The sequence below is a fragment of the Ruegeria sp. AD11(2025) genome, assembly GCF_056542405.1.
The window spans coordinates 19,512-46,164 of record NZ_JBQFZU010000001.1 but is presented as its reverse complement, the minus strand read 5'-3'; the positions used below and the strand labels follow the sequence as shown (position 1 = coordinate 46,164).

The window sequence follows — 26,653 nt, the reverse complement described above, 5'->3', positions numbered from 1 at the left end:
CCCGTGGTTGGGGCGACTATGACCTCCTGCGGCGACGGCGGCCAGACTTTTCCTCATCTCCGCCGGTGTTGAACGAGGGTGCGGGCAGAGTGACCACCTGCGCCAGTTCCGGGAAGGGGTCGGTTTTGTGCGGAATCGCGTTTGCGGCGACGAAATGATCCTGGAACTTGGGCTCGATGGCGGTTTCGACCTTGGTGATCTCGCGCACGACGCGTTCAATCTCGGTCCGGGCTCCGATGTTGCACAGAGCGATCCGCGCACCGGTGCCAGCAGCGTTACCCGCACTGGACACTTTGTCCAGTGGCGCATCGGGGATCATACCCAGAACCATCGCGTGTTTGGTTGAGATATGGGCCCCGAAAGCACCGGCTAGGACAACGCGATCGACTTTATCGACCTCCATAACGTCCATCAGCAGCCGTGCACCGGCGTATAGCGCGGATTTGGCCAGTTGGATGGCGCGGATGTCGCCTTGGGTCACGGTAATGCGCGGGCCACCCTCGGCGCTGGCATCGTGGATCAGATAGGCGTGGGTTCGGCCTTCGGGAACGCAGCGCACGGTACCGGTTTGCGCGGCCGAGCCGATCAGGCCACTTTCGTCCAACAGCCCGGCGATGCGCATCTCGGCCACGGCCTCGATAATGCCGGAACCGCAAATGCCGGTGATGCCAGTGGTGGCAACGTCCTGATCGAAGCCTTCCTCGTCGGACCATTTGTCGGACCCGATCACGCGGAAGCGGGGTTCCTTGGTCACAGGGTCGATCTCGATCCGTTCAATCGCACCAGGTGCGGCACGCTGACCGGAACTGATCTGGGCGCCTTCGAATGCCGGACCAGTAGGCGAGGAACAGGCCAGAACCCGGCTCTTGTTGCCCAGCAGGATTTCGGCGTTGGTACCCACGTCCACGATCAGCACGAGGTCTTCGGATTTGCCCGGCTCTTCCGACAACGCAACGGCGGCGCAGTCGGCCCCAACGTGACCCGCAATACAAGGCAGGATATAGATCTGCGCGCGCGGGTTCATTTTGTTCAGGTCCATCTCACGCGCGGGCAGAGAGATGCTTTCCGAGGTTGCCAGTGCAAACGGTGCCTGGCCCAGTTCGACCGGGTCCAAACCCAGCAGCAGGTGGTGCATGACCGGGTTACAGACGAAAACGGTCTCAACGATCAGCGCAGCGTCGATCCCGGCTTCCTCGGCGATAGAAACAGTCAGGTCGTTGATCGCTTCGCGCACGGCCCGGGTCATTTCCTGATCACCGCCGGGGTTCATCATCGCGTATGAGACGCGGCTCATGAGGTCTTCGCCGAAGCGGATTTGCGGGTTCATCAGGCCCGAGGACGCCTTGACCTGACCAGTTTCCAGATCGGTCAGGTGCGCAGCGACGGTGGTCGAGCCGAGGTCGATCGCCAGACCGTACAGCCCGTGTTCATGCAAGCCGGGCCAGATTTCGACGATCCGAGCAACTTCATCCTTATGGCCTTTGTGAACGGCCACGGTGACCTCCCATTTGCCCTTACGCAGCACAGGTTGCAGCTTGGACATCAGCGACAGATCGGCGGTGACGGTCTCGATGTTCCACTGTTGGCGGAGGGCGCGTTCCAGACGTTCCAGATCGCCGGTGGGCGAGTGCATGTCGGGCTCTTCCACGACAACGAAATACAGGCGCGTTGCCGGGTCCATGGTGATGGCGCGCGCAGCGGCGGCCTTGCGGACAACCTGACGGTGGACCTGGCTTTCGGGCGGTACGTCGATCACGATGTTCCCCTGAACGGTGGCCTGACAGCCCAGACGGCGGCCTGGTTTCAACCCGCGCTTGTCGTCATAACGCTGCTCAACCGCGTTCCATTCGCTCAGCGCGCCTTCGGAAACGGTCACGCCGTGCTTGGGAAACTCGCCATAGCTGGGCGTTATCTGACATTTCGAGCAAATCCCGCGCCCGCCGCAAACCGAATCCAGGTCGACGCCCAACTGCCGGGCGGCGGTCAGAACCGGGGTGCCAACGGGGAAATGTCCGCGTTTGCCTGAAGGAGTAAAGACTACAAGGGGGTCGGTGGTCATATCTGGCCTGCCTTTTGTATTCGCGCGTATGCCGGGCAAGATATGGGTTTGCGCGCAAAGGGAAAGGGCATTCAGCGGCACGTTTTGTATGGGTTGCGTCTTTTTTTGGTGCTGCACCGGCCCGCAAAGGAAAACTAGTTTAGGTCAGGGGCTTTTCCTTGGGTGAAATCCATGTAATAGGGTCACCGCCAAACGGGCTTTTGCATGGGGTTAGCAGATGCAGATTCGTGAGGCACTTACCTTTGACGATGTTCTTTTGGTTCCGGCGTCCTCGTCGGTACTGCCGGCAACGGCGAATACAAGCACGCGCGTGACGCGGGCGATCACCATGAACATCCCGCTACTTAGCTCGGCCATGGATACGGTGACCGAGGCGCGCATGGCCATCGCAATGGCCCAGGCCGGAGGCATCGGCGTCATCCACAAGAACCTGTCGGTTGAAGAGCAGTCGCGCGAGGTTCGCCGGGTCAAGCGGTTTGAATCCGGTATCGTCTACAACCCGGTCACGCTGCGCGCGGATCAGACGCTGGCGGATGCCAAGGCCCTGGTTGAGCGCTACAACTTCACCGGTTTCCCCGTGGTTGATGAAGAGGGTCGCGTGGTCGGCATCGTGACCAACCGGGACATGCGTTTTGCAACCTCGGATGACCAGCCGATCCGGGCGATGATGACCACTGACAATCTGGCCATGCTGCAGGAACCGGCCGATCTGGAAGAGGCCAAGAGCCTGATGAAAGCCCGCCGCATTGAAAAGCTTCTGGTCGTCGATGGCACAGGCAAGCTGACCGGTCTACTGACCCTGAAAGATACGGAACAGGCCGTGCTGAACCCCACCGCCTGCAAGGACTCGCTGGGTCGTTTGCGAGTGGCAGCGGCGACCTCGGTCGGGGATGCCGGGTTTGAGCGGTCCGAGCAACTGGTGGATTCTGGCGTCGATATCATCGTCGTCGACACAGCACATGGTCACTCTCAGGGTGTTCTGGATGCAGTGAAGCGCGTGAAATCCCTGTCGAACGAGGTTCAGATCATCGCCGGGAACGTAGCAACTGGCGATGCCACCAAGGCGCTGATCGATGCCGGGGCGGATGCCATCAAGGTCGGCATCGGGCCGGGATCGATCTGTACCACGCGCATGGTTGCCGGGGTCGGCGTGCCACAGCTGACGGCGATCATGGATTGTGCCACGGCAGCCGGAGATGTTCCTGTGATTGCCGATGGTGGCATCAAGTTCTCGGGTGATTTCGCCAAGGCAATTGCTGCGGGCGCGTCCTGTGCGATGGTCGGCTCGATGATTGCGGGCACCGATGAAAGCCCGGGCGAGGTGATCCTGTATCAGGGCCGTTCGTTCAAATCCTATCGCGGTATGGGCAGCCTTGGCGCCATGGCGCGCGGCTCGGCGGATCGTTACTTCCAGAAGGACGCGGCCAACGACAAGTTGGTGCCGGAAGGGATCGAAGGGCAGGTGCCCTACAAGGGGTCTGCCAGCGCCGTAGTGCATCAGTTGGTCGGCGGTCTGCGTGCAGCTATGGGTTATACCGGCTGTGCAACTGTTGAAGAGATGCGCAAAAACTGCAGTTTCGTTAAAATCACCGGCGCGGGACTGAAGGAAAGCCATGTACATGACGTGCAGATCACCCGCGAAAGCCCGAACTACCGGGTGATGTAACTTTGGGTTTCAAGGTGAACGGCGTCCGGAGCAGGGCGCCGTTTCGCATTTGTGGCTTTGGCAGCAGCCACGTTAACAGCATCGGAAGATATCATGACACCGGCCGCGCGTATTCAGGCTTCGATAGAAATCCTTGATGAGATTCTCTCTGGTGCGCCTGTCGAGAAATCCCTGACCAACTGGGCCCGCCGTAGCCGGTTCGCCGGGTCCATGGATCGGGCCGCGGTTCGGGACCATGTGTTTGCTGCGTTGCGGTGCAAACGATCCTTTGCGGCGCTGGGAGGGGCCGAGACAGGACGCGGCCTGATGATCGGATTCGTGCGCGCGTCCGGTGATCAACCGGACGATCTGTTTTCTGGTGCTCGACATGCACCCGAGATTCTGGCCGATAATGAGGCCGGACGCGATTTCGTTTCAGAGGCCGAGCAGTATGACATCCCCGATTGGCTCTGGCCCAGATTTCAGTCTTCGCTGGGGGATCAGGCGGTTTCGGTTGCGCAAGCCCTGCAACGCCGGGCGCCGGTGCATCTGCGGGTCAATCTTATCAAATCGGACGTCCCCGCGGCCATCGCTGCGCTGGCCGCCGATGGGATTGTCGCCACCGCACATTCCGCCTGCGACACAGCGCTAGAAGTCACCGAGGGCACGCGCAAGGTTGCGCAAAGCCGGGCTTATTCAGACGGGCTGGTCGAGCTTCAGGACGCAGCCAGTCAAGCCGTTGTCGCGGCCCTGGACCTACAACCCGGGATGCGTGTGCTGGACTATTGCGCCGGCGGCGGCGGTAAGTCTCTGGCCCTGGCCGCGCAAAATGGGGTCTCGGTTTTTGCCCATGACGTGAACGCTGCTCGTATGCGCGACCTTCCGGCACGGTCGGAGCGGGCCGGTGCTCAGGTCGAGATCCTAACACCAGAGAAACTCGCGCAACACGCTCCATTCGACGTCGTTCTCGCGGATGCGCCGTGCTCCGGTAGCGGTTCGTGGCGGCGGGCTCCGGCGGGGAAATGGGCTTTGACCGAAAGCCGCTTGCAAGAGCTGACTGGAATTCAATCCTCCATTCTGGACAAGCTGTCGCCTATGATCGCGCCCAGTGGTGTTCTGGCCTATGCGACCTGTTCGATGCTGGACGCCGAAAACGGTGATATTGTCGACGATTTCCTGCGCAAACACCCGGAATGGTCCGACGTTTTTCGAAAAACGTGGCTTGTCTCCCACGGTACGGACGGTTTCTTCACGTCACACTTGACGCGATAGAGCATCAGATCATAGCAACTTAAAGGAGAGTTCCCGGTTTCTTTTAAGCGGGCATTAACCTTATTTGGGCTGACTGCGTGAAAGCCCACTGACCTGAGTTGTTTATGACTAATACCACGGAAGTTTTCTCGGATCCGTCGTTTCAAAATGCCCCGTCCGGTTTGCGACTTGCCCCTTTGGTCGTGGTCGGCGCGCTGCTGAGCCTTTCGCCTGTTGTGGGGCTAGTGCCTCAGTTGTGGCACACTGGTTTTGTTGTGGCTGGCGTATCTTTGCTGGCGGCAAGTTTTCTGGTGGTGCTGCGGGGAAAGATCGTGGACCATCTGACGCAGCAGGCGATAAAAACGATGGCGGTTTTTGCTGAACAGGATTTGTTTCCCTGCATCATCGCAAACGCTCAGGGTGACATTCTCGCTGCCAACCCCGAGGCACGAAACCGGTTTCAGGCTGTTCCGGGTGCGCGGTTGGAGGGCTGCCTGAAGTCCATGTTTGCAAATCCTGCGGCGGTTCTGTTGCGGCTTCAGTCGAAGGCTGAGATCCACGGCAAAGCGCGGGAAGACATCGTGACCGTCGGATCGACCGTCCCGGTTTCGGTTTTCGACGTTGGCAACGGTCAGTATTGCTGGCGTTTTCATCTGGATACCCCAGGGCAGTGGGATGAGGTCGTTGTTCCAGTCTTGACCGAAGGTCGCAATGGCATGCTGCTGAGGGTCAACGTCGCGGCGGCCCATTTGCTTGGGCACAGGCCGGATACGTTGCAACAGGTCCTTTCAAGCGACCCCGGACCACAAGGTGATATCATGCAGGTTCAAACGGCAAATGGATCGGTTTCTGCCGCCGTATGCGAGCTCAACCGGTCCGGCACTGTGCGCGACCTGCTTGTGCTGCCGACAGAGGCCGCAGGCCATGCCGGCAGCGGGGCCTCTTTTGCCGATTTGCCGGTTCCGATCGTACGCTTTGCGCCCGACGGCCGGATTCTCGAGGCCAACCGGCTGGCTGTGAAACTGATCGGAGAAGTTGAGCCTGGCGAAACCAATGCCGACCAGATCATGCATGGACTTGGCTATCCAGTGTTGGATTGGCTGGCGCGCACAGCTGCTCAGGAACCGGCGGTGCGGTCCGAGTTCCTTCGCTTGACCCGTCAGGACAAGGAGGTGTTCGTACAGGTCACACTGAACCGGGTGGTGAATGACGGACAGGTCCAGCTGATTGCAGTGTTAAACGACGCAACCGAGCTCAAGACGCTTGAGGCGCAGTTCGTGCAGGGACAAAAGATGCAGGCGGTCGGGCAATTGGCCGGAGGCGTAGCCCATGATTTCAACAACTTGTTGACGGCCATATCGGGTCATTGCGATCTGCTGTTGCTGCGCCATGACCAAAACGACCCGAACTATGGGGACCTCGTACAAATCAACCAGAACGCCAACCGGGCTGCGGCTCTGGTCAGTCAGTTGCTGGCGTTTTCGCGGAAACAGACGCTTCAGCCCGAGGTGCTGGATCTGCGGGATACGATCTCGGATCTGATTCACCTGCTGAACCGGCTGGTGGGCGAGAAAGTCCGCCTGATCCTCAGCCACGATCCGGTTTTGAAACCCGTGCGGGCAGACAAACGGCAACTGGAACAGGTGCTGATGAACCTCGTCGTGAATGCACGAGATGCCATGCCCGATGGCGGCGAAGTGCGGATCGAGACCGAGGTTGTGGTGCTGACCGACCCAGTCACGCGCGACCGTGCCACGGTTCAGCCTGGCGAATATGTCACTGTCAGGGTGATCGACAGTGGCGTCGGTATCCCCGCGGACAAGCTGCAAAAGGTGTTCGAACCGTTTTATACCACCAAACGCACAGGGGAAGGCACCGGTCTGGGATTGTCGACAGTATATGGGATCGTCAAGCAAACCGGAGGCTTCATTTTTGTCGACAGCCTTCAGGGGCATGGAACGGAATTCATCGTCTACCTCCCTGTCTCCGTCGCCTCAACAGAAGCCCAGCCGGATTCGATGCCCGTCGCTGACACGCAATCCGCCCGACAGGGCGAAGGGGTTGTTCTGCTGGTCGAAGACGAAGCGCCGGTGCGGGCTTTTGCAACACGTGCGCTGCGGTTGAAAGGGTATACGGTGCTTGAGGCCGAGTCGGCGGAAGAGGCGCTGCGTCTGCTGGAGGACGGCGCGCTAAATGTCGATGTCTTTGTCACCGATGTGGTTATGCCCGGGATGGATGGGCCGACCTGGGTGCGTAAGGCGATGGAGAAACGACCGGAAACAAGGGTGATCTTCATGTCCGGCTATACCGAGGGAGCCTTTGGCGATTCCGGACCCGAGATCGCAAACTCCGCCTTCCTGCCCAAGCCGTTCTCGCTGAACCAACTGACCGAGGCGGTGTTTCAACAGATCAACTAAAGCGCCGCCTCGTGGCAAGCGAATTCGGCCTTGTGTCGATTGCGGAACTTGCGCTCCGTCTCGGGCGTCAGCAACAGCTCGCGATGGGGTGAGACATTTTCCTGTTTCAGATCGATCTGCGTGTTCAGCCGATGTTGCAGGAAACCCACGATCTTGTCCTGGTTTTCATATTTAAAGATGTGGCTGGCACCAAATCCGTTGCTCCGGGTGCGAAAGAACTGGCTCTGGCTGCCCACATCGGCAAACTCGGGGCGCGGAGTTTGCATATAGGCTTGCACAAAGTCATCAAAGCTGAGGTCGCGCGTGGAATGCGGATGTCCGATCCGATCATCCCGGCTGCGAAATCTGTACCAACTGCCCAGCCAATCGATTGGTTCGCGCACGACCGCCATGATTTCCATTTCGGTGTCGTACATTTTCCGAAAGATGTTCTGAAAAAAGCGGTCAAAGCGCCGCACGGGGGCGTGTTTCAGCTCTGGAGGGTCGGTTACGACAAAGTCGGCGCGGTCGCGCAGGGCGGTGTGATATGCCGTGCTGCCTGTTTTGGGGACAGCCAGAAACGCAAGGCGTTCCTTATAGAAAACAAGCATTTAGTCGCCCCTCATCAGTCTTTGTTATTGTCGCAGATTGGCGTAAACGACTCTTTAACACAATTGATGAACAGTAAGTATTGTAAGTTTTAGTTGAAATGTTCTCTTTTTGATCTCATAAGGAACAAGAGGCGAACAAAGCAGCGATTGCCGCCCGTTCAAGGGTGTGACAAAAGGGAAGGCGACAGGACAATGGCGGATCTTCTGACGATGAGCGACAAGAAAAACGCAGACAAGCAAAAGGCGCTCGACAGCGCGCTGGCGCAGATCGAACGGCAGTTCGGCAAGGGATCGATCATGAAGCTGGGCGAGGACGCCAAGCAAGATATCGATGCAAGCTCGACCGGTTCACTGGGTCTGGACATCGCGCTGGGGATTGGCGGTCTGCCGATGGGTCGGATTGTTGAAATTTACGGCCCGGAGAGTTCGGGCAAGACGACGCTGACGCTGCATTGCATTGCCGAACAGCAGAAACGTGGCGGTGTCTGTGCGTTCGTTGACGCGGAACACGCGCTTGACCCGCAATATGCGCGCAAGCTGGGTGTAGATCTTGATGAGTTGCTGATTTCCCAGCCCGACACCGGCGAACAGGCGCTCGAAATTACCGACACGCTGGTTCGTTCGGGTGCGGTGAATATGGTCGTGGTCGACTCGGTGGCGGCGCTAACGCCGAAATCGGAACTTGAGGGCGATATGGGCGACAGCAGCGTCGGTGTTCAGGCCCGCCTGATGAGCCAGGCGATGCGCAAGCTGACTGGCTCGATCAGCCGCTCGAACTGCATGGTAATCTTCATCAACCAGATTCGGATGAAGATTGGCGTGATGTTTGGCAGCCCGGAAACCACGACCGGTGGTAATGCGCTGAAATTCTACAGCTCGGTCCGTCTGGATATTCGGCGCATCGGCGCGATCAAGGACCGGGACGAAGTTGTCGGCAACCAGACCCGCGTCAAGGTCGTGAAGAACAAGGTGGCACCGCCCTTCAAGCAGGTGGAATTCGACATCATGTATGGCGAAGGCATCAGCAAAATGGGCGAGCTGCTGGATCTGGGCGTCAAGGCCGGTGTGGTCGAAAAGTCGGGATCGTGGTTCAGCTATGGCGACGAGCGGATCGGGCAGGGACGTGAGAACGCCAAACAATACTTGCGTGACAACAGCCGCGTCGCGCTTGAGATCGAAGACAAGATTCGCGCGGCCCATGGACTAGAATTCGACATGCCGCCCGGCGCGGCCGAAGATGACGATATACTCGAAGCCTAAAGCGCTCTGAGAATTCTGATTACAAGGTGGTCCCCTGGGCCGCCTTGTTTCGTTCGGCGCCTCCAATGCTGTGGACTATCCGCAGGGACGGGGATAAACCCGTTTCAACACAATATGATTGCGCGCTGAGAGAAGCTTATGCCCACGCTGAACGACATCCGATCGACCTTTCTGAACTACTTTGCCAAACAGGGGCATGAGGTGGTGGCATCCAGCCCTCTGGTCCCGCGCAATGACCCGACGCTGATGTTCGTGAACTCGGGCATGGTGCAATTCAAGAACCTGTTTACCGGTCTGGAAACGCGGGAATATCAGCGCGCGACCACGGCGCAGAAATGTGTGCGCGCGGGCGGCAAGCACAACGATCTGGACAATGTGGGTTACACCGCACGGCACCATACGTTCTTTGAGATGTTGGGGAATTTCTCATTCGGCGATTACTTTAAGAGCGACGCAATCCCCTTTTCGTGGGAACTGATCACCAAGGAGTTCGGCATCGACAAGAACCGCCTGCTGACGACGGTTTATCACACCGATGACGAGGCGTTCGAGATCTGGAAAAAAGTTGGTGTACCCGAAGATCGGATCATCCGCATCGCTACCAATGACAATTTCTGGCAGATGGGTCCGACCGGTCCTTGCGGCCCGTGCACCGAGATTTTCTATGACCATGGCGATCACATCTGGGGTGGCCCTCCGGGTTCGGCCGAGGAAGACGGCGACAGGTTCATCGAAATCTGGAATATCGTTTTCATGCAGAACGAACAGTTCGAGGACGGCTCGATGGTCGAACTCGACATGCAGTCGATCGACACCGGCATGGGGCTGGAGCGGATCGGCGCGCTTTTGCAAGGCAGCCATGACAACTACGACACCGATCTGTTCAAGACGCTGATCGAGGCGTCGGCGGATGCGACCGGTGTTGATCCTTACGGAGAACAGAACGTCCATCACCGCGTCATTGCGGATCACCTGCGTTCGACCTCGTTCCTGATTGCGGACGGGGTGATGCCCAGCAATGACGGGCGCGGTTACGTGCTGCGCCGGATCATGCGCCGGGCTATGCGACACGCGCATCTGTTGGGGGCGAAAGATCCAGTCATGCATCGTCTGGTTCCGACGCTGGTGCAACTGATGGGCGCGCAGTATTCCGAACTGGGCCAGGCCCAGCCGCTGATCGAAGAGACACTTTTGCTGGAAGAAACACGTTTCAAGCAAACATTGGATCGCGGCCTGAAGCTGCTGGATGACGAGGTTGCGGGCCTGTCCGAAGGTGCGGCTCTGTCTGGTGATGCGGCGTTCAAGCTGTATGACACCTACGGTTTCCCGCTGGACTTGACGCAGGATGCGCTGCGCGAAAAAGGCCTGACTGTAGATACGGACGGTTTCGATGCTGCTATGGCCGAACAAAAAGCCAAGGCGCGTGCCGCCTGGGCCGGGTCGGGCGAAGCGGCCGATCAGGCCGTATGGTTTGACGTGATAGACGGTGCCGGGGCTACGGACTTCCTTGGCTACGATACCGAGAAAGCCGAAGGGCAAGTGGCCGCGCTGGTTGTTGACGGTGCACAGGTCGACAAGATCGATCAGGGTGGCACCGGCTGGGTTGTCGTCAATCAGACGCCTTTCTATGGCGAAGCCGGTGGTCAGGTTGGCGATACCGGTGAAATCCGGCGTCTCGAGAACATGCAGGATGTGGCGCAGGTTGAAGACACGCGCAAGTTCGCCGAAGGCAAGGTCTATGCGCATCGGGTGACGGTCAGCCAGGGTACGTTGTCGAAAGGCGACGCGGTCGAGCTAGCGGTCGATCATGCGCGCCGCACCGCGATCCGGGCCAACCACTCGGCAACGCACCTGCTGCACGAGGCGCTGCGCGAAACGCTGGGTGATCATGTTGCTCAGCGCGGGTCGCTGAACGCGTCGGACCGGCTGCGGTTCGACTTCAGTCATTCCAAGGCGCTGAGCCCCGAGGAGATCCAGAAAGTCGAACGCGAGGTGAATGAGTTCATCCGCCAGAACTCGACCGTCGAGACCCGGATCATGACGCCGGACGATGCACGGGGATTGGGGGCTCAGGCGCTGTTTGGTGAGAAATACGGCGACGAAGTTCGCGTGGTCTCTATGGGTAAGGCCCCGACGGGCAAGGGACATGACGGCAAAACCTGGTCGATCGAACTATGCGGCGGGACTCATGTGCGTCAGACTGGCGATATTGGCACGTTTGTTGTTCTGGGTGACAGCGCCAGCAGTGCCGGTGTTCGCCGGATTGAAGCACTGACCGGAGATGAGGCTTTTCGACATCTTTCGGCGCAAGATCAACGGCTTGGCCAAATTGCGAACGAGCTGAAGGCACAGCCGGACGATGTGGTGAGCCGGGTCAAATCCTTGCTGGATGAGCGCAAAGCCCTGCAAAATGAAGTCGCTCAGCTGCGCCGCGATCTGGCGATGGCAGGCGGTTCGGGGCAGGGCGGTGCCGAAGCTCGCGACGTGAACGGAGTGCCATTCCTGGCACAGGCCCTGAGCGGCGTGTCTGGCAAAGACCTGCCCGCATTGATCGACGAACACAAAAGCCGGTTGGGCTCGGGCGCGGTTTTGCTGATTGCCGATGCCGGCGGCAAGGCTGCGGTTGCGGCCGGTGTGACTTCGGACCTGACAGATAAGGTATCGGCCGTTGATCTGGTCCGGGCCGCGGTAGTCGAACTAGGCGGCAAAGGCGGTGGCGGACGCCCCGATATGGCGCAGGGCGGTGGTCGTGATGCCTCGAATTCGGACGCGGCGATCAAAGCTGCTGAGCAAGTATTGGGAGGATAACATGCCTGCACTCTGGATAGCCCATGTCACCGTGACCGACGCCGAGGCCTATGGAAAATATGTCGAGTTGGCTGGCCCGGCGATTGCCAAGCACGGGGGCGAGTTCATCGCCCGCGCGGCGCGTTACGTGCAGCTTGAAGGAAAAGAACGGCCCCGCAACGTGGTTGCCCGTTTTCCCTCGGTCGAAGCCGCGGTTGAGTGCTACGAATCCCCCGAATATCAGCGGGCACTGGACCACGCCCGTGGCGCCAGCGAGCGTGAATTGGTCGTTGTCGAGATCGCCGACTAGAATCACTTTGGCTAATTTATGCCAGATTCCGGCTGGTTGAGCGGAATTCAGCCAATGAATGGAGAAGGCGGCTTGGATAGCTGCCTGACCTTTTTCATTTCGGACTGCAGTCAAGCTTTTCAACCGTTTATCGCGGATGTCGGGTGAAAAGTTTACGTTAGGTCACCTTTAGATTGTGGCCAACATCTCTCAATTCTTGCCTGAAATGGTCTAAATGCGGGACGAATTTCCGCCTCTTTTCACTTGCAACCTCGCTGCAGATTGCGCAAACGGCACCGTGCACTGATAGTTAGCAAAACAAGCTACGGTCCCGTTTATCCGCAATCGCGTGGATGAATATGGATCGAGGAACAGGCATGAAACCGTTAAGCACTGAATTCAGAGCCGTTGTTGCGCGGTTGACCTCATCTGTGGGTCGACTGATCGCAGTCGCCGCGCTGGCGGTAGGCGCTTTGGTCGCGGGCACCGCTGCATATGCAAGCGAAGGCAACTTTCTGAAGATCGTTTCCGCATCGCCGCCGCCTTCGGGCGCGCGTCAATTGTGTCGTCAGTACAGCTGGGCCTGTTCCGGTAAGGCCGCCGCATCCATGTCCAGCCAGCAGGAAATGCAGATAATCCAGCGGGTCAATCGCCAGGTCAACGCGACAACGCGTTCGGTGACGGATCAGTCGCAATATCGAACAGCTGAAAGGTGGGCGTTGCCGACGTCCCGGGGCGGAGATTGCGAAGACTTCGCCTTATTGAAGAAAAGAGATCTTATTCGTGCCGGGGTCGATCCGAGCAAATTGCTTATCGCGACTGTTTTGGATAGGCAGCGCAATTCTCATGCTGTTCTTGTGTACCGCTCGGCTGCAGGTGATCTGGTGTTGGACAATCTGACCGATAAAATCAAGCCATGGTCGGCAACGCGGTATTTGTTTCTTAGGATGCAGAACCCGCGGAAACCCAGTGGTTGGGTTGGGGTTTACAGCCGTAGCTAATACACTCCTGCTGAATACCCGGGTTGTTAAGGCAAAGAAAAGGGCGACACGAGGGTCGCCCTATCCGTAATCAGGGTGTTTTCAGTTTGATACGGCTGCGCCGCACATCTTTTTGTGACGCAAGACCGCCGCGTTCCAATTAGAAAACACCGCCGCTGCCAGCACCACCTGAATTGCCGCCGCCGTCGCCGCCGCCAGTACCAGCGCCACCGGAATTGCCGCCACTACCGCTGTCATTGTTGCCGCCGTTGCCGTCACCGGTGTTGCCGCTACCGCCATTGTTGCCGCCGTTTCCGTTGCCGTCGTTACCGCCGCTACCGTTGTTGCCGCCATTTCCGTTGCCGGAGTTGCCGCCATCACCGTTGTTGCCGCCGTTGCCGTTGCCGTCGTTACCGCCGCTGCCGTTGTTGCCGCCATTTCCGTTGCCGGAGTTGCCGCCATCACCGTTGTTGCCGCCGTTGCCGTTGCCGTCGTTACCGCCGCCACCGTTGTTGCCGCCGTTGCCGTTTCCGGAATTACCGCCGCCGCCGTTGTTGCCGCCATTTCCGTTGCCGGAGTTACCGCCGCCGCCATTGTTGCCACCGCCGCCGTCATTGCCGTTGTCGCCGCCATCATTGCCGTTGTCGCCACCGTCATTGCCTGTGGAAGATGGGCTACCATTGTCGCCGCTGGAACTGCCTGAATTAGAGTCAGTACCCTCACCATCGCGCGCAGATGCTGCGGAAGTGGCTGTTGGCAGGTCGGTCAGCACTGTAGCAAAAGCCGGACAGCTTTCCAGCGTTCGTGCCAGGATATCGTCGAAATCAGACCGCCGCTGAATGTACTTCAACATTCGGGTATCGACGATCGTGCAGGCACATAGAGTGTCTGTCGACACCGACTGCCGCGCCGTTTTGATGTTACATCTTTCTGCTAGCGCCGCACTGGCTGTGATCAGTGGGAATGTCGCTGAAACAAATACAATAGACAATAGTCGAGACTTCACGCGCATGGCGCCACTCCTTCAAAACTCGTTACACACTTTGCCGCACAAATTGCGGAGACACATTAAATGGTAATACTATCGTGCCACATTTATTCCTTTATTACATCCGTTTTTGGACACAATTTCAAGAGGAGTAATGGTAGAGTGGGCTTGAAGAATGCAACTTAAGGTAGAAATGAGCCAAGAAACAAAAAGTAAGCCCGCCAATCCGGCGGGCTGTACCGTGTATCAGTGGCATACTTTGGATGTAAATCTGCCACTGTTGTAGTATTGTTTCACATTTGTGAACGACGCCATTGTCAACCTTAGGCAGACTTAGCCATGCGTTTGCGTTCGTGCGGATCCAGAAAGCGTTTACGCAGGCGTACCGCGTTCGGTGTAACCTCGACCAGTTCGTCATCGTCGATATATGCGATAGCTTCTTCCAGCGAAAACTGAACATGAGGTGTCAGCCGGACCGCGTCGTCAGAACCGCTGGCGCGCACATTAGTAAGTTTTTTGCCTTTGAGCGGATTCACCTCAAGGTCGTTGTCGCGTGAATGCTCGCCGATTACCATGCCCTGATAGACATCGGTCTGGGGGCCAACAAACATGCGGCCGCGCTCTTCGAGGTTCCACAGGGCATAAGCCACGGCCTGACCTTTCTCCATTGAGATCAGGACACCTGCACGACGGCCCGGGATCGGTCCTTTATGGGCCGCCCAGCCGTGGAACACGCGGTTCAACACACCGGTGCCGCGGGTGTCAGTCAGAAACTCGCCGTGGTAACCGATAAGGCCGCGTGACGGTACATGTGCGATGATCCGGGTCTTGCCAGCACCGGCGGGGCGCATCTCAACCAATTCGCCTTTGCGCGCACCAGTAACCTTTTCGATCACCGCGCCTGAAAACTCGTCGTCCACGTCGATGGTAACTTCTTCGATAGGCTCCATGCGCTGGCCGTCTTCGTCGCGAAACAGAACCTGCGGGCGCGAGATGCTGAGTTCAAAGCCTTCACGCCGCATATTCTCGATCAGAACGCCCATCTGCAATTCGCCGCGACCGGCAACCTCAAATGCCTCACCGCCGGGGGTGTCGGTGATGCGGATTGCCACGTTCGATTCGGCCTCTTTCATCAGGCGATCTCGGATGACACGCGACTGCACTTTCTTGCCATCACGACCGGCAAGAGGCGAATCGTTGATGCCAAAGGTCACGGTGATGGTCGGCGGATCGATGGGTTGGGCGGGCAGGGCCTCTTCAACCTGCGGCGACACTAGCGAGTCGGCTACTGTGGCCTTGCTCATGCCTGCGATGGTGACGATGTCACCGGCTTCGGCCACGTCGATGGGCTGTTGCGCCAGGCCACGGAAAGCCAGGATTTTCGAGGCGCGGAAGTTTTCGATCAGCGTTCCGTCACGGCTGAGCGCCTTGAGGCTGTCACCGGCTTTCAGCGTGCCGCTTTCCACGCGTCCGGTCAGGATGCGCCCGATGAACGGGTCACTGCCCAGCGTGGTGGCCAGCATCCGGAAGGGTTCGCCTTTTTTGTCGGCTTGTTTGGGCGCAGGGACGTGATCGACGATCAGGTCGAATAGGGCGTTCAGGTCCTTGCGGGGGCCGTCCAGCTCCATGTCAGCCCAGCCCGAACGGCCCGATGCGTACATGGCCGGAAAGTCCAGTTGATCATCGTCGGCACCGAGGTTTGCGAACAAGTCGAAACATTCGTCCAGCGCGCGGTCGGGTTCAGCGTCGGGCTTGTCGACCTTGTTCAGAACCACAATGGGACGCAGGCCAAGTGCCAGCGCCTTGGAGGTCACAAACTTGGTCTGAGGCATCGGGCCTTCGGCAGCATCGACAAGGAGGACCACGCCGTCGACCATGCTGAGAATGCGCTCGACCTCACCGCCGAAATCGGCGTGGCCGGGGGTATCGACGATGTTAATACGTGTGCCCTTCCACTCGACGCTGGTGGCCTTGGCGAGGATAGTGATCCCGCGCTCGCGCTCGAGGTCATTGCTGTCCATCGCACGTTCAGCGACGGCCTGATTTTCCCGGAACGCGCCGGATTGTTTGAGCAGCTCATCTACCAGGGTCGTCTTGCCGTGGTCCACGTGAGCGATGATTGCGATATTGCGCAGGTCCATGAGAGGTCAGCCTTTGAACGGGAAGTTGCCGCGCGCATAGCGCGGTTTTATCAAATAGGCCAGCCCTAACCGGAGATCAGTGGCCAGCGGTCTTGGAAAAAAGGTGAATGATCAGAATTCCGGTCAGAATCATCATAAGGCCAATGACTGCTGGCCAATCCAACCTCTGTCCAAAGACGATAAAGCCGATGATCGCGATGAAAACGATGCCAAGACCGGACCAGATCGCATAGACGATGCCGACTGGCATAAATTTTAGTGTCAGACCTAACAGGTAGAAGGCGACGCCATAGCTGATAACGACCAGAACGGAGGGCCAGAGGCGGCTGAATTGTTGGCTGGCTTGCAGCGCGGTAGTGCCGATGGTCTCAGCAATGACCGCCAGAAAAAGGATCAGATAAGCGTGGGGCACGGTGCATTTCTCGACAGAAGTTTTGCGAGGTTGAGCACGAAATCAGTCAAACGGGCAAGTGAAATTTCGATGCCGCCGCCTGTGTGAAGACGCCACGTCATTAGTGCTGGCCTTTCGTAAGGTCAGGATAACCTGACTATTTTTTGAGAATGCTCTGTGATAAAAAACCTTTGTTTTTAAAGGTTTTTTGTTTGTGAGTGTTTTTCATGACGAAATTTGCAAAGTATATCGTCTTTGTTTCGGCGTTGATTGTGGCGCTTGGGTGGCTTGCTGGCGGGGGGTCCGTCGACAAAAACGCGGCCAGTTTTGTTGAACGTTTAGATAGTGATCAGGTTTGAGCGTCTGCTGAAACACAGGAAAAAGAGGTCCTTGGGCCTCTTTTTCTTTTTTCTACGTATCAGTAGTGGCGGCGACAAAGGCATCAAGCTGCGGCTGAAGCCATGTCCAAAGGCCCGGTGCGCCGCGCTGTATCGGGGTGCCGACCCGCTGTTCGATTTGGGCGAATGTGACATTGTAGTCCACCCATGAACCACCGCCCGTGGCAAGATTGCCGACCGGGGCCTGAAAGCGATCTATGGCTTTGGCGAACCGGGCATCCGGGCTTTCGGCCGCTTCGAACTCGGACCACAAGGACATAAAGCCCGTTTTCTGATCATCCGGAAGCAACCCGAACAGACGTTCGGCGGCGGCCTGTTCCTCGGCCGCTTGCACGGTGTGGTCAACCTGACCGTGGATAGGGTGATCTCCGGCATCGATCTCCACAATGTCATGTAGTAATAGCATTTTCAGCGCACGGTCGATCGAAACGCCGGGGGCCGCGTGTTCCGCCAGAATCCACGCGAACAGCATGATATGCCAGGAATGCTCGGCCGAGTTTTCGAACCGCTCACCGCTGAGCAGGCGTGAGGCGCGGTAGACCGACTTCAACTGGTCGGTTTCTGCCAGAAAGGCGAGGCGGGTCGAGAATGTGGTTTCCGTCGGTTGGTCGCCATCCAGCAAGCTCCGGGCGGCGGCGTGGGCCTCGGGAAATTCGGTCTTCAGATAGGCCGCTCGCCCACCGTTCAGATTGTCCCGCACGATTGCCCTGTGTTCGGGCAGTGGGTCGGGCGCACACAGAACCTGAAACATCGGTTGGCACCGATCCAGATATTTGGCGAATTTTGCGTCCGGGCTCTGGTCGGCTTCGAACTCTTGCCACAGGGCAAGACAATCCGCAGCCTGATCCGCGGGTAACAGGCCGAACAACTCGGCTGCAGCGGTATTCTCAAGCCGCTCGACGGCCTGCCAGTCGGTTTGCAGATGGATAGGATGGTCACCAACGATGATTTCGACCAGATCATGCAGCAACAGCATTCGGATGACCCGGTCGACGCTGACGTCAACACCGGCCAAAGGCTGCATCACCAGCGCCCAAAGCGCCAGTTGCCAGCTATGCTCAGCAGCATTCTCCGGGCGGGACTGATCCAGCAGAAAGTTGGCGCGATCAACCGATTTCAGGCTGTCCGCGCGTTTCAGGAATTCGATCTGCGCAGACAGTCTTTCAGTCATTGTTTCTCGATCGCTTTAGTCTTGGCGCGGTGATCCGTCAGTTTCTGGATCACGAATTTACGGGCCTTGCGTTCGGCCAGCCGGACGCGGATTTCGGTCAGGAAAGCTTCTTCCAAGGTCTGAGAGGACGCCCCCAAAAGGTCGCCCACTTCGACAAAGAAACGGTCGTCCCCGGTTTCGTCCATCACTTTCATTGTGTCCTCGGCCAGTTTCGAGGCGAGGGTGGTGATGGTGTCAGACATCAGCGCGTGTTCTCGGTCAGGCGGCGTTTCACATAGTCGCTGACGTCGGTAATCAGCGTGTCCATGTGGCGATCCTGGAAGAAGTGATCGGCGCCCTCAACCTCGTTATGAGTGATGGTGATGCCCTTTTGTTCGTGAAGTTTGTTCACCAGCGAGGTGGTGTCAGCCGGGGGGGCTACCCGATCGGAAGATCCGTTTATGATCAGACCGGACGAGGGGCAGGGTGCCAGGAACGAAAAATCGTACATGTTGGCAGGCGGCGATACGCTGATAAACCCGGTGATTTCCGGGCGGCGCATCAGCAATTGCATCCCGATCCACGCGCCGAAGGAGAACCCCGCGACCCAACAGTGTTTCGAGTTGTTGTTCATCGACTGCAGGTAATCGAGCGCCGAGGCCGCATCGCTCAGCTCACCCACGCCCTGATCGTATTCGCCCTGACTGCGGCCGACGCCGCGGAAGTTAAAGCGCAACACGGTGAAGCCCATGTTGTAAAACGCATAATGAAGGTTGTAGACGACCTTGTTGTTCATGGTCCCGCCAAATTGTGGATGCGGGTGAAGCACGATGGCGATCGGTGCGTCTTTTTCCTTTTGCGGGTGGTAACGGCCTTCCAGGCGGCCTTCGGGTCCGGGAAAAATCACCTCGGGCATGTGTGCTTTGGTCCTGTCTTTTTCTTCTTGGCGCCGGGATATACTTGACGGTTATCGTCAGGCACCTTAGAACGGTTCTAATTGTATTGCTTTACGCAAGTTGCTGCCTGTCGGAGATACGCACTGGCGGCGGCGGCGTCAATGTTTTCGCGCGGTACCTGCCAAGAGGAAAAGACAATGAAGCTTTCGACCAAGGGTCGTTACGCAATGGTTGCACTGGCCGATATTGCGACTCAGCCTCAGGATACCCTGGTGACACTGGGGGAAATCTCGGAGCGGCAGGATATCTCTCTGCCGTATCTGGAGCAGCTTTTCGTCAAGCTGCGTCGCGCTGATCTGGTGTCCTCGGTTCGGGGGCCGGGTGGAGGCTATCGCTTGGCGCGCCCCGCATCGGAAATTCGCGTGGTCGAGGTTCTGGCGGCCGTAGATGAAACGGTTGATGCGCTGCAAAAAGGTGCAGGGGCGTCCGGCGCATCATCAGGAAGCCGGGCGCAATCGCTGACCAACCGTCTGTGGGAAAGCCTGAGTGCGCATGTCTATGTATTCCTGCACCAGACGCGGTTGTCGGATGTGATTAAAAACGATCTTGCTCCGTGCCCTGCGGTGCCCAGTCTGTTCGCCGTTGTGGATGAGTGATGTGATGCGTCAGAAATCCGGCAACGCGGTTATTCGCATTTGGAAAAAGGTGAATCCGTGACTCGCATTTACCTGGATCACAACGCGACAACCCCACTTCGACCCGAAGCGCGTGAGGCGATGATTACGGCGATGGAACTCTGCGGAAATCCGTCCTCGGTTCATGCCGAAGGGCGCGCGGCCAAGGCGGTGGTTGAACGCGCGCGGGCGCAAATCGCATCCGCTTTTGGGGCGGATGGGGCGGATATCGTGTTCACCTCGGGCTCAACCGAAGGGGCAGCGCTGGCGCTTGGGGGGCGGAACCTGCATGGATCGTCTATTGAGCATGACGCTGTAAGGGCTTGGATCTCCGAGGATCTACCCGTAGCGATGTCCGGTCAGGTGCAGGTGTCAGAGCCGGAAAACTCGACCCTGCAACTGGTCAATTCGGAGACCGGGATTGTTCAGAATCTTCCCAAGGGGGTAGCCGTAACCGATGCGACGCAGGCGTTTGGCAAACTGCCCGTTGCGTTCAACTGGCTGGATACCCAGATGGCGTTGGTATCGGCCCATAAGCTAGGTGGCCCAAAGGGGATCGGCGCTGTCGTGATGAAACGCGGCACGGACCTGCCTGCCCAGATCAAGGGGGGAGGTCAGGAAATGGGCCGTCGTTCGGGTACGGAAAATGTCATTGGAATCGCGGGGTTCGGGGCTGCAGCTGAGGCCGCGGCACGGGATTTGGCCAATGGCGTTTGGGAGCAGGTTCAAGAATTTAGAAATATTCTAGAAAAGGCCCTTGAGGCTGGTTCTAAATCTACTATTTTTGTCGGGAAAGATCAGGATCGCCTGCCCAATACCTTGTGTTTCGCAACCCCCGGCTGGAAGGGAGAAACGCAAGTGATGCAGATGGACTTGGCGGGCTTTGCGGTCAGCGCGGGTTCGGCCTGTTCCAGCGGCAAGGTGCGCGCCAGCGCGGTTCTTACGGCAATGGGATATGACGAGGTCTCGGCAGCCAGCGCGATACGCGTGTCGCTTGGCCCTTTGACTACGCAGGAAGATGTGTTGCGCTTCGCCGAAGCGTGGCTTGAAAAAGAGAAAAAGCATCGCGCGCGTGCCGCGTGATTTGACGGAGTGAAGGATATGGCCGCTTTGGACCAGACCCAGGTAAAAGAAGGTGTCGATCAGGAAACCGTGGATGCTGTGCGCGAGGTTGGCACCTACAAATACGGCTGGGATACCGATATCGAGATGGAATATGCGCCCAAGGGCGTGAACCCGGATATCGTCCGCCTGATCTCTGAGAAAAACGAAGAGCCCGAGTGGATGACCGAATGGCGTCTGTCGGCTTTTGAACGCTGGACCAAGATGGAAGAACCGAAATGGGCGATGGTGCATTACCCGCCGATCGACTTTCAGGACCAGTATTACTATGCCCGTCCGAAATCGATGGAGGAAAAGCCGAAATCGCTGGATGAGGTCGATCCCAAACTGCTGGCCACTTACGAAAAGCTCGGTATCCCTCTGAAAGAACAGATGATTCTGGCGGGCGTTGAAGGCGCTGAAGACATGCCCGCAGAAGGCCGCAAGGTCGCGGTGGACGCGGTGTTCGACTCGGTCTCCGTGGGTACGACCTTCAAGGACGAACTGGCAAAGCACGGCGTGATCTTCTGCTCCATCTCCGAGGCGATCAAGGATCATCCTGAACTGGTTAAGAAGTATCTGGGCACCGTGGTTCCGGTGTCGGACAACTTCTACGCCACGCTGAACTCGGCCGTGTTCTCGGACGGGTCCTTCGTTTACATACCGCCGGGCGTCCGCTGCCCGATGGAGCTGAGCACCTATTTCCGCATCAACGCGGAGAACACCGGTCAGTTTGAACGCACCCTGATCATCGCCGACAAGGGCTCGTACGTGTCCTATCTGGAAGGTTGCACCGCGCCTCAACGCGACACCGCGCAGCTGCACGCGGCGGTGGTTGAAATCATCGTCGAGGAAGACGCTGAAGTTAAGTACTCGACCGTTCAGAATTGGTTCCCCGGGGATGAAAACGGGAAGGGCGGAATCTACAACTTTGTTACAAAACGCGCCGATTGCCGTGGCGACCGATCCAAAGTGATGTGGACACAGGTGGAAACCGGCTCGGCCGTGACCTGGAAATACCCGTCCTGCATCCTGCGCGGTGATGACAGCCAAGGTGAGTTCTACTCGATCGCTATCACCAACAACTATCAGCAGGCCGACACCGGCACCAAGATGGTTCACCTGGGCAAGAACACAAAATCGCGCATCGTGTCCAAGGGTATCAGCGCGGGTAAGGCGCAGAACACCTATCGTGGTCTGGTCTCGATGCACCCCAAGGCCAAGGATAGCCGGAATTACACGCAATGCGACAGCCTGCTGATCGGTGACAAATGCGGGGCCCACACGGTTCCGTATATCGAGGTCAAGAACAACTCTTCGCGCGTGGAACATGAGGCGACGACGTCCAAGGTGGATGACGATCAGCTGTTCTACTGCCGTCAGCGCGGCATGGACGAAGAAGAGGCCGTGGCACTGGTCGTCAACGGGTTCTGCAAGGACGTACTGCAGGCGCTGCCAATGGAATTCGCTATGGAAGCGCAACAACTGGTGGCAATCTCACTGGAAGGCTCTGTCGGTTGATGGCGCGGACACCCCGGAAAAGCATCCAGAGAGATGATGTGCTGACCTGGCTTGGATATGCACTGCCGGTTTTGGGCGGCCTGCTCGGGGTGGCCTACGTCAACATCTTCTACATGAACTTCATCAACCCGGTCTGGGCGGTGGGCATCGGGGCAGTCCTTGGTTGGGTTGCTGCGCGTCTGCTTAGGAAAGTTCTGGGATAGGTATGGAACACTCGACGCCACAGCCTGAGGCAGCGCCAATCAAGCTGTATTGGTGGAACCAAGCCGCAAATTTCGGCGATGACTTGTCGCGGGACGTCGTGGCCCATGTGTCGGGCCGTGATGTTGTCTGGGCGAAACCAGTGAAAGCCGACCTGTTTGGGATCGGTTCAATCATGGCTTTTGTCAGCCGTGGTGCGCTGGGACGGGGGTCTCCCGTGAAGCCCGTGATCTGGGGCAGTGGCTGCATGGCGCCGTTGAATACCAAGTTTCTCGACGCGGTTAAACCTCCGAAAGTTGTACGTGGCCCGATTACGGCATCCCTTTTGGAACTGAAGAATGTCGCTTTTGGTGACCCGGGTGTTTTGGCCAGGGATGTCTACGGCACGGTCGCGGACCGACAGGATGTCGTAGGCATTATCCCGCATCACAGCGAGGTTGACGATCCGGCCGTTGCAGCCCTGATCGCATCGGACCCCAGGTTCCGGCTGATTGATACAAGGCGTCCTGCCCGGGTTGTCTGTGTCGAAATCGCGGCCTGCGCGCAGGTCTTTTCATCAAGCCTGCACGGGCTGATCGTTGCGGACAGTTTCGGGGTAACCAACCACTGGTTCGCGCTGAACGAAATACACCGCAAACCGGGTCTGAAATTTTATGACTACGCAACCGGAATTGAACGCGCTTTGGCTCCGCCTCTTGAGGTTGGAGACATAGCGAAACAAGCAAAGAACGAGCCTCCGGCTTCGCTGGCCTACCAGAACGGTATTGAAAAAAGCCAGTCGAACCTTTTGGAGCGCTTTTCAATGAACATCCAGGAAACGGAACTCCACCATGCTTGAAATAAAAAATCTGCACGTACAGCTTGAAGAAGAAGACAAGCAGATCCTGAAAGGTGTGGACCTGACGGTTGAGGCTGGCAAGGTACACGCGATCATGGGGCCGAACGGCTCGGGGAAGTCGACGCTCAGCTATGTGCTATCGGGGCGTGATGGCTATGATGTTACCGAAGGTTCGGCCACGCTGGACGGTGAGGATCTGCTGGAGATGGAACCGGAAGAGCGCGCCGCCGCAGGTGTCTTCCTTGCGTTCCAGTACCCGGTTGAAATTCCGGGCGTAGGCAACATGACCTTCTTGCGGACCGCCGTGAACGCGCAGCGCAAGGCACGTGGACAAGAAGAACTGTCCGCTGCCGAATTCCTGAAAGAAGTGCGTGCTAAGGCCAAATCGCTGAAAATCGACGCGGATATGCTCAAGCGTCCGGTGAACGTCGGCTTCTCGGGCGGTGAGAAAAAGCGCAATGAAATCCTGCAGATGGCCATGCTGGAGCCCAAAATGTGCATCCTGGACGAGACCGACTCGGGTCTTGATGTGGACGCGATGAAGCTGGTGTCGGAAGGTGTGAACGCTCTACGTGATGAGGGACGCGGGTTCCTGGTCATCACCCACTATCAGCGTCTGCTGGACCACATCAAACCTGATGTCGTTCATATCATGGCGGATGGTCGTATCGTGAAATCTGGTGGCCCTGAACTGGCACTGGAAGTTGAACATAACGGTTACACCGACATTCTGGCCGAGGTGAACTAATGGCTTTGCCGCAAGCAAAACAGACCGCGACCGAGGAACGGTTGGCCGCGTTGACCATGCCCGATGCCGGATGCACGCGTGCCGCGCGTGAAGATGCTCTGGCGCGCGTGTTGGAGATGGGACTGCCCGGACGGCGCGACGAGTACTGGAAATACACGCGCCCCGACACTTTGATTTCGCCGGAAGCTCCGCATGCCGCGCTGTTTCACACGGATGAGGAGACATTGTTCGGCGATATAGGCCGATTGAAAATCGTCTTCGTCGACGGTGTGTTCAGCGCCGAGGAATCGGATGAACTGGAGCTGGAAGGCGTCAACATTGATCGGATCGAGGATATCTGCTGCAAGGATATTCACTGGGCCAAGGAACTGTACGGCGTTCTTGAGGCGCGTGGGCAGTCTCCGGTGCAACGGCCTTTGGCAGCGCTGAACACGGCCTTTGCAGAAGATGGCGTAGCGATTCACGTCACCGGCAAACCGTCCAAGCCGATCAGCCTGATCTATCGTCATGCGTCAGAAACGTCGGATGCCATGCTGCACCATATTGTCCGCGTCGAAAGCGGTTCCGAAGTGACGATCCTGGAAAATGGCCCGGCAGCGTCGCGTTTCAACAAATGCATGGAGATCGACATTGCCGACAACGGCACGCTGCATCACGTGCGCGCCCAGGGTCGCGATCACGAGCGTCGGGCGATGACTCATATGTTCACCCGTTTGGGCAGGGAATCGACCTACAAATCGTTCACCCTGACCGCAAATGGCGTTCTGACTCGTAACGAGCAGGTCGTCGAACTGACCGGTGACGATGCGGTGGCCCATGTGGCCGGTGCCTGCGTTGGCGATGGGGATTTCCATCACGACGATACCGTCTTCATCACCCATGACGCGGTGAACTGCGAAAGCCGTCAGGTGTTCAAGAAGGTTCTGCGCAACGGCGCCACCGGTGTTTTCCAGGGCAAGATCCTTGTAAAGGAAGGCGCGCAGAAAACCGATGGCTATCAGATCAGCCAGTCGCTGCTGTTGGATGATGACAGCCAGTTTCTGGCCAAGCCCGAGCTTGAGATCTATGCCGATGACGTCGCGTGTTCACACGGTTCCACTTCGGGTGCGATCGACGAGACGGCCCTGTTTTACCTGCGCTCGCGCGGGGTTCCGGTCAAGGATGCCACCAATATGCTGACGCTGGCCTTTCTGGCCGAGGCGGTGGACGAGATCGAAGACAACGAACTGGCCGATGCGATCGTGACCCGTTTGGAAGGCTGGCTGGCGCGGCGCAGCTGATGCCTGTCACATCGGATATCGTGGCCACGTACCGGGGGCCGGGGAGCGTAGTGCGTCGGCTTCTGGACTCGGGTGAACGGGAAGACAGAGCGCTGATCTTTGTAATGGGATTCTGCGTGGTAGCTTTTATCGCGCAGCTTCCCAGCCTTGCCCGGCGGGCGCATCTGGAAGGGCTTGAGCTGAACATGCTGATGGGTGGGGCCTTGTTGGGCACGGTTATCATCTTGCCGCTGTTTTTCTATTTTCTGGCTTTTATGTCCTATGGCGCTGCCCGGTTGGTCGGAGGGCGCGGAACAGCCTACGGAGCCCGGCTTTCACTTTTCTGGGCGCTGTTGGCATCAACGCCTCTGGTGCTGTTGAACGGCTTGGTCGCCGGGTTCGTTGGACCCGGCCCGGCATTGACCTTGGTTGGATTGATCTGGCTCGGGATTTTTGTGTGGTTCTGGCTGGCCGGTCTCAGACAAGCGCAAAGGCGGTTGGAATGAATTCTACGTCCCTTGCCAACCTTGCGGTTCTGACGGTGACCAACCCGGCCCAGACCGCACGCCTGTTGCTGGCCATGCGCCCCGGGCGCGAGGTTTTGTGGCTGGGGTTTTTTCTGGCCGTTGTTTTGAGTTGCCTGCTTCAGGTAGGGGTTGCGCAACTGCTGCCGATCCCTCCAGACCAACCCGTTCCCGCGACCGAGCCGGTGTTGCTGATCCTTGCCCGTTCCGCCGGTGCCATTATGCTGAGTATCTTGGCGTTTTTGATGTTCGGGCGTTTGCTTGGCGGTGTCGGGACCTTCGACGATGTTTTTCTTCTGACAGTCTGGCTGCAATACCTGCAGATCGCCGGGTTGGTTTTGTCGCTGGTATCGTTGCTCGTGCTGCCGCTGTTGATCGTCGTAATCACTCTCGCGACAGCTGTGTTGAGCCTTTACGTCACGCTCCATTTCCTGAATGAAGCGCATAAGTTCGGATCGCTCTGGAAATCCTTCGGGGTCATTTTGCTGTCTGCCCTTGTGGCAGTGCCCTTTGTCCTCGCGTTAACGCCTAGCGGCCCTGTATAG

Annotated in this window: 25 protein-coding genes; 17 read left to right on the top strand and 8 right to left on the bottom strand. The window is 58.0% G+C overall.

Annotation, left to right across the window (positions count from 1 at the left end):
- Positions 1-16: 16 nt before the first annotated feature.
- Positions 17-2,059 (bottom strand): ASKHA domain-containing protein, encoded by a 2,043-nt coding sequence (locus ACR1XY_RS00225; RefSeq protein WP_480588947.1) that lies wholly within the window; start codon positions 2,057-2,059, stop codon positions 17-19.
- A 217-nt stretch (positions 2,060-2,276) separates the two neighbouring features.
- On the opposite strand from ACR1XY_RS00225, the gene guaB reads away from it, so the two are divergent.
- The 3 genes from guaB to ACR1XY_RS00210 all read left to right on the top strand — a co-directional run bounded on the left by guaB (position 2,277) and on the right by ACR1XY_RS00210 (position 7,372).
- A complete protein-coding gene (gene guaB / locus ACR1XY_RS00220) occupies positions 2,277-3,725 on the top strand; it encodes an IMP dehydrogenase (RefSeq protein ID WP_480588945.1) in 1,449 nt (482 codons plus the stop codon).
- 93 nt (positions 3,726-3,818) lie between these two features.
- Positions 3,819-4,976 carry an RsmB/NOP family class I SAM-dependent RNA methyltransferase gene (locus tag ACR1XY_RS00215; RefSeq protein WP_480588943.1) on the top strand — a complete coding sequence of 386 codons (1,158 nt, stop codon included), beginning with the start codon at positions 3,819-3,821 and terminating at the stop codon, positions 4,974-4,976.
- A gap of 104 nt (positions 4,977-5,080) precedes the next feature.
- Complete coding sequence (locus ACR1XY_RS00210; RefSeq protein WP_480588941.1) at positions 5,081-7,372, top strand: hybrid sensor histidine kinase/response regulator; 2,292 nt, start codon at positions 5,081-5,083, stop codon at positions 7,370-7,372.
- Here the strand turns inward: ACR1XY_RS00210 and ACR1XY_RS00205 are convergent.
- The gene (locus ACR1XY_RS00205; RefSeq protein ID WP_480588939.1) at positions 7,369-7,962 is read right to left on the bottom strand and encodes a sulfotransferase family 2 domain-containing protein; all 594 of its coding nucleotides are present in this window, start codon (positions 7,960-7,962) and stop codon (positions 7,369-7,371) included. The genes ACR1XY_RS00210 and ACR1XY_RS00205 overlap by 4 nt on opposite strands.
- 192 nt (positions 7,963-8,154) lie before the next feature.
- On the opposite strand from ACR1XY_RS00205, the gene recA reads away from it, so the two are divergent.
- The 4 genes from recA to ACR1XY_RS00185 all read left to right on the top strand — a co-directional run bounded on the left by recA (position 8,155) and on the right by ACR1XY_RS00185 (position 13,299).
- Complete coding sequence (gene recA, locus ACR1XY_RS00200; protein WP_480588937.1) at positions 8,155-9,222, top strand: recombinase RecA; 1,068 nt, start codon at positions 8,155-8,157, stop codon at positions 9,220-9,222.
- A gap of 138 nt (positions 9,223-9,360) precedes the next feature.
- Entirely contained in the window at positions 9,361-12,030 is a 2,670-nt protein-coding gene (gene alaS / locus ACR1XY_RS00195; protein ID WP_480588935.1) for an alanine--tRNA ligase, read from the top strand.
- Position 12,031: 1 nt separating this feature from the next.
- A complete protein-coding gene (locus ACR1XY_RS00190; protein WP_480588933.1) occupies positions 12,032-12,319 on the top strand; it encodes a DUF1330 domain-containing protein in 288 nt (95 codons plus the stop codon).
- Between the two features lie 410 nt (positions 12,320-12,729).
- Positions 12,730-13,299: a transglutaminase-like cysteine peptidase gene (locus ACR1XY_RS00185; RefSeq protein ID WP_480588931.1), complete on the top strand. Its 570-nt coding sequence runs from the start codon at positions 12,730-12,732 to the stop codon at positions 13,297-13,299.
- 139 nt (positions 13,300-13,438) lie between these two features.
- Here ACR1XY_RS00185 and ACR1XY_RS00180 read toward each other — a convergent pair whose 3' ends face one another.
- The 3 genes from ACR1XY_RS00180 to ACR1XY_RS00170 all read right to left on the bottom strand — a co-directional run bounded on the left by ACR1XY_RS00180 (position 13,439) and on the right by ACR1XY_RS00170 (position 16,819).
- The gene (locus ACR1XY_RS00180; RefSeq protein ID WP_480588929.1) at positions 13,439-14,131 is read right to left on the bottom strand and encodes a hypothetical protein; all 693 of its coding nucleotides are present in this window, start codon (positions 14,129-14,131) and stop codon (positions 13,439-13,441) included.
- Positions 14,132-14,589: 458 nt separating this feature from the next.
- Complete coding sequence (gene typA / locus ACR1XY_RS00175) at positions 14,590-16,407, bottom strand: translational GTPase TypA (protein WP_480588927.1); 1,818 nt, start codon at positions 16,405-16,407, stop codon at positions 14,590-14,592.
- A 76-nt stretch (positions 16,408-16,483) separates the two neighbouring features.
- Positions 16,484-16,819, bottom strand: coding sequence for an SMR family transporter (locus ACR1XY_RS00170; protein ID WP_480588925.1), 336 nt, complete (start codon positions 16,817-16,819; stop codon positions 16,484-16,486).
- A 206-nt stretch (positions 16,820-17,025) separates the two neighbouring features.
- Here ACR1XY_RS00170 and ACR1XY_RS00165 point away from each other — a divergent pair, with 206 nt between their 5' ends.
- On the top strand, positions 17,026-17,157 hold the full coding sequence (locus tag ACR1XY_RS00165) for a hypothetical protein (RefSeq protein WP_480588923.1): 132 nt from the start codon (positions 17,026-17,028) through the stop codon (positions 17,155-17,157).
- Positions 17,158-17,209: 52 nt separating this feature from the next.
- Here ACR1XY_RS00165 and ACR1XY_RS00160 read toward each other — a convergent pair whose 3' ends face one another.
- Genes ACR1XY_RS00160 through ACR1XY_RS00150 form a run of 3 tightly spaced genes read right to left on the bottom strand, consistent with a single transcriptional unit; the run spans position 17,210 to position 19,262 of the window.
- Positions 17,210-18,367 carry an HD domain-containing protein gene (locus tag ACR1XY_RS00160; protein ID WP_480588921.1) on the bottom strand — a complete coding sequence of 386 codons (1,158 nt, stop codon included), beginning with the start codon at positions 18,365-18,367 and terminating at the stop codon, positions 17,210-17,212.
- Positions 18,364-18,609: a hypothetical protein gene (locus ACR1XY_RS00155; RefSeq protein WP_480588919.1), complete on the bottom strand. Its 246-nt coding sequence runs from the start codon at positions 18,607-18,609 to the stop codon at positions 18,364-18,366. The genes ACR1XY_RS00160 and ACR1XY_RS00155 overlap by 4 nt, the downstream gene beginning before the upstream one ends.
- Positions 18,609-19,262, bottom strand: coding sequence for an alpha/beta hydrolase (locus ACR1XY_RS00150; protein WP_170413326.1), 654 nt, complete (start codon positions 19,260-19,262; stop codon positions 18,609-18,611). Before ACR1XY_RS00150 ends, ACR1XY_RS00155 begins: the two co-directional genes overlap by 1 nt.
- Positions 19,263-19,439: 177 nt before the next feature.
- Between ACR1XY_RS00150 and iscR the strand changes: the two genes are divergently transcribed.
- From iscR to ACR1XY_RS00105, 9 genes are read left to right on the top strand one after another with little or no spacing between them, the layout of a single operon-like run.
- Positions 19,440-19,898 carry a Fe-S cluster assembly transcriptional regulator IscR gene (gene iscR / locus ACR1XY_RS00145; RefSeq protein ID WP_480588917.1) on the top strand — a complete coding sequence of 153 codons (459 nt, stop codon included), beginning with the start codon at positions 19,440-19,442 and terminating at the stop codon, positions 19,896-19,898.
- 57 nt (positions 19,899-19,955) lie between these two features.
- Complete coding sequence (locus ACR1XY_RS00140) at positions 19,956-20,999, top strand: cysteine desulfurase family protein (RefSeq protein ID WP_480588915.1); 1,044 nt, start codon at positions 19,956-19,958, stop codon at positions 20,997-20,999.
- 18 nt (positions 21,000-21,017) lie between these two features.
- Entirely contained in the window at positions 21,018-22,538 is a 1,521-nt protein-coding gene (sufB, locus tag ACR1XY_RS00135) for a Fe-S cluster assembly protein SufB (RefSeq protein WP_480588913.1), read from the top strand.
- Between the two features lie 38 nt (positions 22,539-22,576).
- A complete protein-coding gene (locus ACR1XY_RS00130; RefSeq protein ID WP_480588911.1) occupies positions 22,577-22,741 on the top strand; it encodes a hypothetical protein in 165 nt (54 codons plus the stop codon).
- A gap of 2 nt (positions 22,742-22,743) precedes the next feature.
- Positions 22,744-23,577, top strand: coding sequence for a polysaccharide pyruvyl transferase family protein (locus tag ACR1XY_RS00125; protein WP_480588909.1), 834 nt, complete (start codon positions 22,744-22,746; stop codon positions 23,575-23,577).
- Positions 23,570-24,325 carry a Fe-S cluster assembly ATPase SufC gene (sufC, locus tag ACR1XY_RS00120; RefSeq protein ID WP_480588907.1) on the top strand — a complete coding sequence of 252 codons (756 nt, stop codon included), beginning with the start codon at positions 23,570-23,572 and terminating at the stop codon, positions 24,323-24,325. The genes ACR1XY_RS00125 and sufC overlap by 8 nt, the downstream gene beginning before the upstream one ends.
- Positions 24,325-25,605, top strand: a complete 1,281-nt coding sequence (gene sufD / locus ACR1XY_RS00115) for a Fe-S cluster assembly protein SufD (protein ID WP_480588904.1) — start codon at positions 24,325-24,327, stop codon at positions 25,603-25,605. Before sufC ends, sufD begins: the two co-directional genes overlap by 1 nt.
- Entirely contained in the window at positions 25,605-26,090 is a 486-nt protein-coding gene (locus tag ACR1XY_RS00110; protein WP_480588902.1) for a YIP1 family protein, read from the top strand. Before sufD ends, ACR1XY_RS00110 begins: the two co-directional genes overlap by 1 nt.
- On the top strand, positions 26,087-26,653 hold the full coding sequence (locus ACR1XY_RS00105) for a YIP1 family protein (RefSeq protein ID WP_480588899.1): 567 nt from the start codon (positions 26,087-26,089) through the stop codon (positions 26,651-26,653). The genes ACR1XY_RS00110 and ACR1XY_RS00105 overlap by 4 nt, the downstream gene beginning before the upstream one ends.

Bases quoted from the DNA above. Each gene is read 5' to 3' on its own strand.
- sufC (WP_480588907.1), top strand. From the start codon at position 23,570: ATGCTTGAAATAAAAAATCTGCACGTACAGCTTGAAGAAGAAGACAAG.
- alaS (WP_480588935.1), top strand. From the start codon at position 9,361: ATGCCCACGCTGAACGACATCCGATCGACCTTTCTGAACTACTTTGCC.
- ACR1XY_RS00215 (WP_480588943.1), top strand. From the start codon at position 3,819: ATGACACCGGCCGCGCGTATTCAGGCTTCGATAGAAATCCTTGATGAG.
- ACR1XY_RS00110 (WP_480588902.1), top strand. From the start codon at position 25,605: ATGCCTGTCACATCGGATATCGTGGCCACGTACCGGGGGCCGGGGAGC.
- ACR1XY_RS00180 (WP_480588929.1), bottom strand. From the start codon at position 14,131: ATGTTGAAGTACATTCAGCGGCGGTCTGATTTCGACGATATCCTGGCA.
- ACR1XY_RS00190 (WP_480588933.1), top strand. From the start codon at position 12,032: ATGCCTGCACTCTGGATAGCCCATGTCACCGTGACCGACGCCGAGGCC.
- ACR1XY_RS00125 (WP_480588909.1), top strand. From the start codon at position 22,744: ATGGAACACTCGACGCCACAGCCTGAGGCAGCGCCAATCAAGCTGTAT.
- typA (WP_480588927.1), bottom strand. From the start codon at position 16,407: ATGGACCTGCGCAATATCGCAATCATCGCTCACGTGGACCACGGCAAG.
- recA (WP_480588937.1), top strand. From the start codon at position 8,155: ATGGCGGATCTTCTGACGATGAGCGACAAGAAAAACGCAGACAAGCAA.
- ACR1XY_RS00210 (WP_480588941.1), top strand. From the start codon at position 5,081: ATGACTAATACCACGGAAGTTTTCTCGGATCCGTCGTTTCAAAATGCC.
- iscR (WP_480588917.1), top strand. From the start codon at position 19,440: ATGAAGCTTTCGACCAAGGGTCGTTACGCAATGGTTGCACTGGCCGAT.
- ACR1XY_RS00150 (WP_170413326.1), bottom strand. From the start codon at position 19,262: ATGCCCGAGGTGATTTTTCCCGGACCCGAAGGCCGCCTGGAAGGCCGT.
- ACR1XY_RS00155 (WP_480588919.1), bottom strand. From the start codon at position 18,609: ATGTCTGACACCATCACCACCCTCGCCTCGAAACTGGCCGAGGACACA.
- ACR1XY_RS00205 (WP_480588939.1), bottom strand. From the start codon at position 7,962: ATGCTTGTTTTCTATAAGGAACGCCTTGCGTTTCTGGCTGTCCCCAAA.
- ACR1XY_RS00165 (WP_480588923.1), top strand. From the start codon at position 17,026: ATGACGAAATTTGCAAAGTATATCGTCTTTGTTTCGGCGTTGATTGTG.
- guaB (WP_480588945.1), top strand. From the start codon at position 2,277: ATGCAGATTCGTGAGGCACTTACCTTTGACGATGTTCTTTTGGTTCCG.
- sufB (WP_480588913.1), top strand. From the start codon at position 21,018: ATGGCCGCTTTGGACCAGACCCAGGTAAAAGAAGGTGTCGATCAGGAA.
- sufD (WP_480588904.1), top strand. From the start codon at position 24,325: ATGGCTTTGCCGCAAGCAAAACAGACCGCGACCGAGGAACGGTTGGCC.
- ACR1XY_RS00105 (WP_480588899.1), top strand. From the start codon at position 26,087: ATGAATTCTACGTCCCTTGCCAACCTTGCGGTTCTGACGGTGACCAAC.
- ACR1XY_RS00225 (WP_480588947.1), bottom strand. From the start codon at position 2,059: ATGACCACCGACCCCCTTGTAGTCTTTACTCCTTCAGGCAAACGCGGA.
- ACR1XY_RS00160 (WP_480588921.1), bottom strand. From the start codon at position 18,367: ATGACTGAAAGACTGTCTGCGCAGATCGAATTCCTGAAACGCGCGGAC.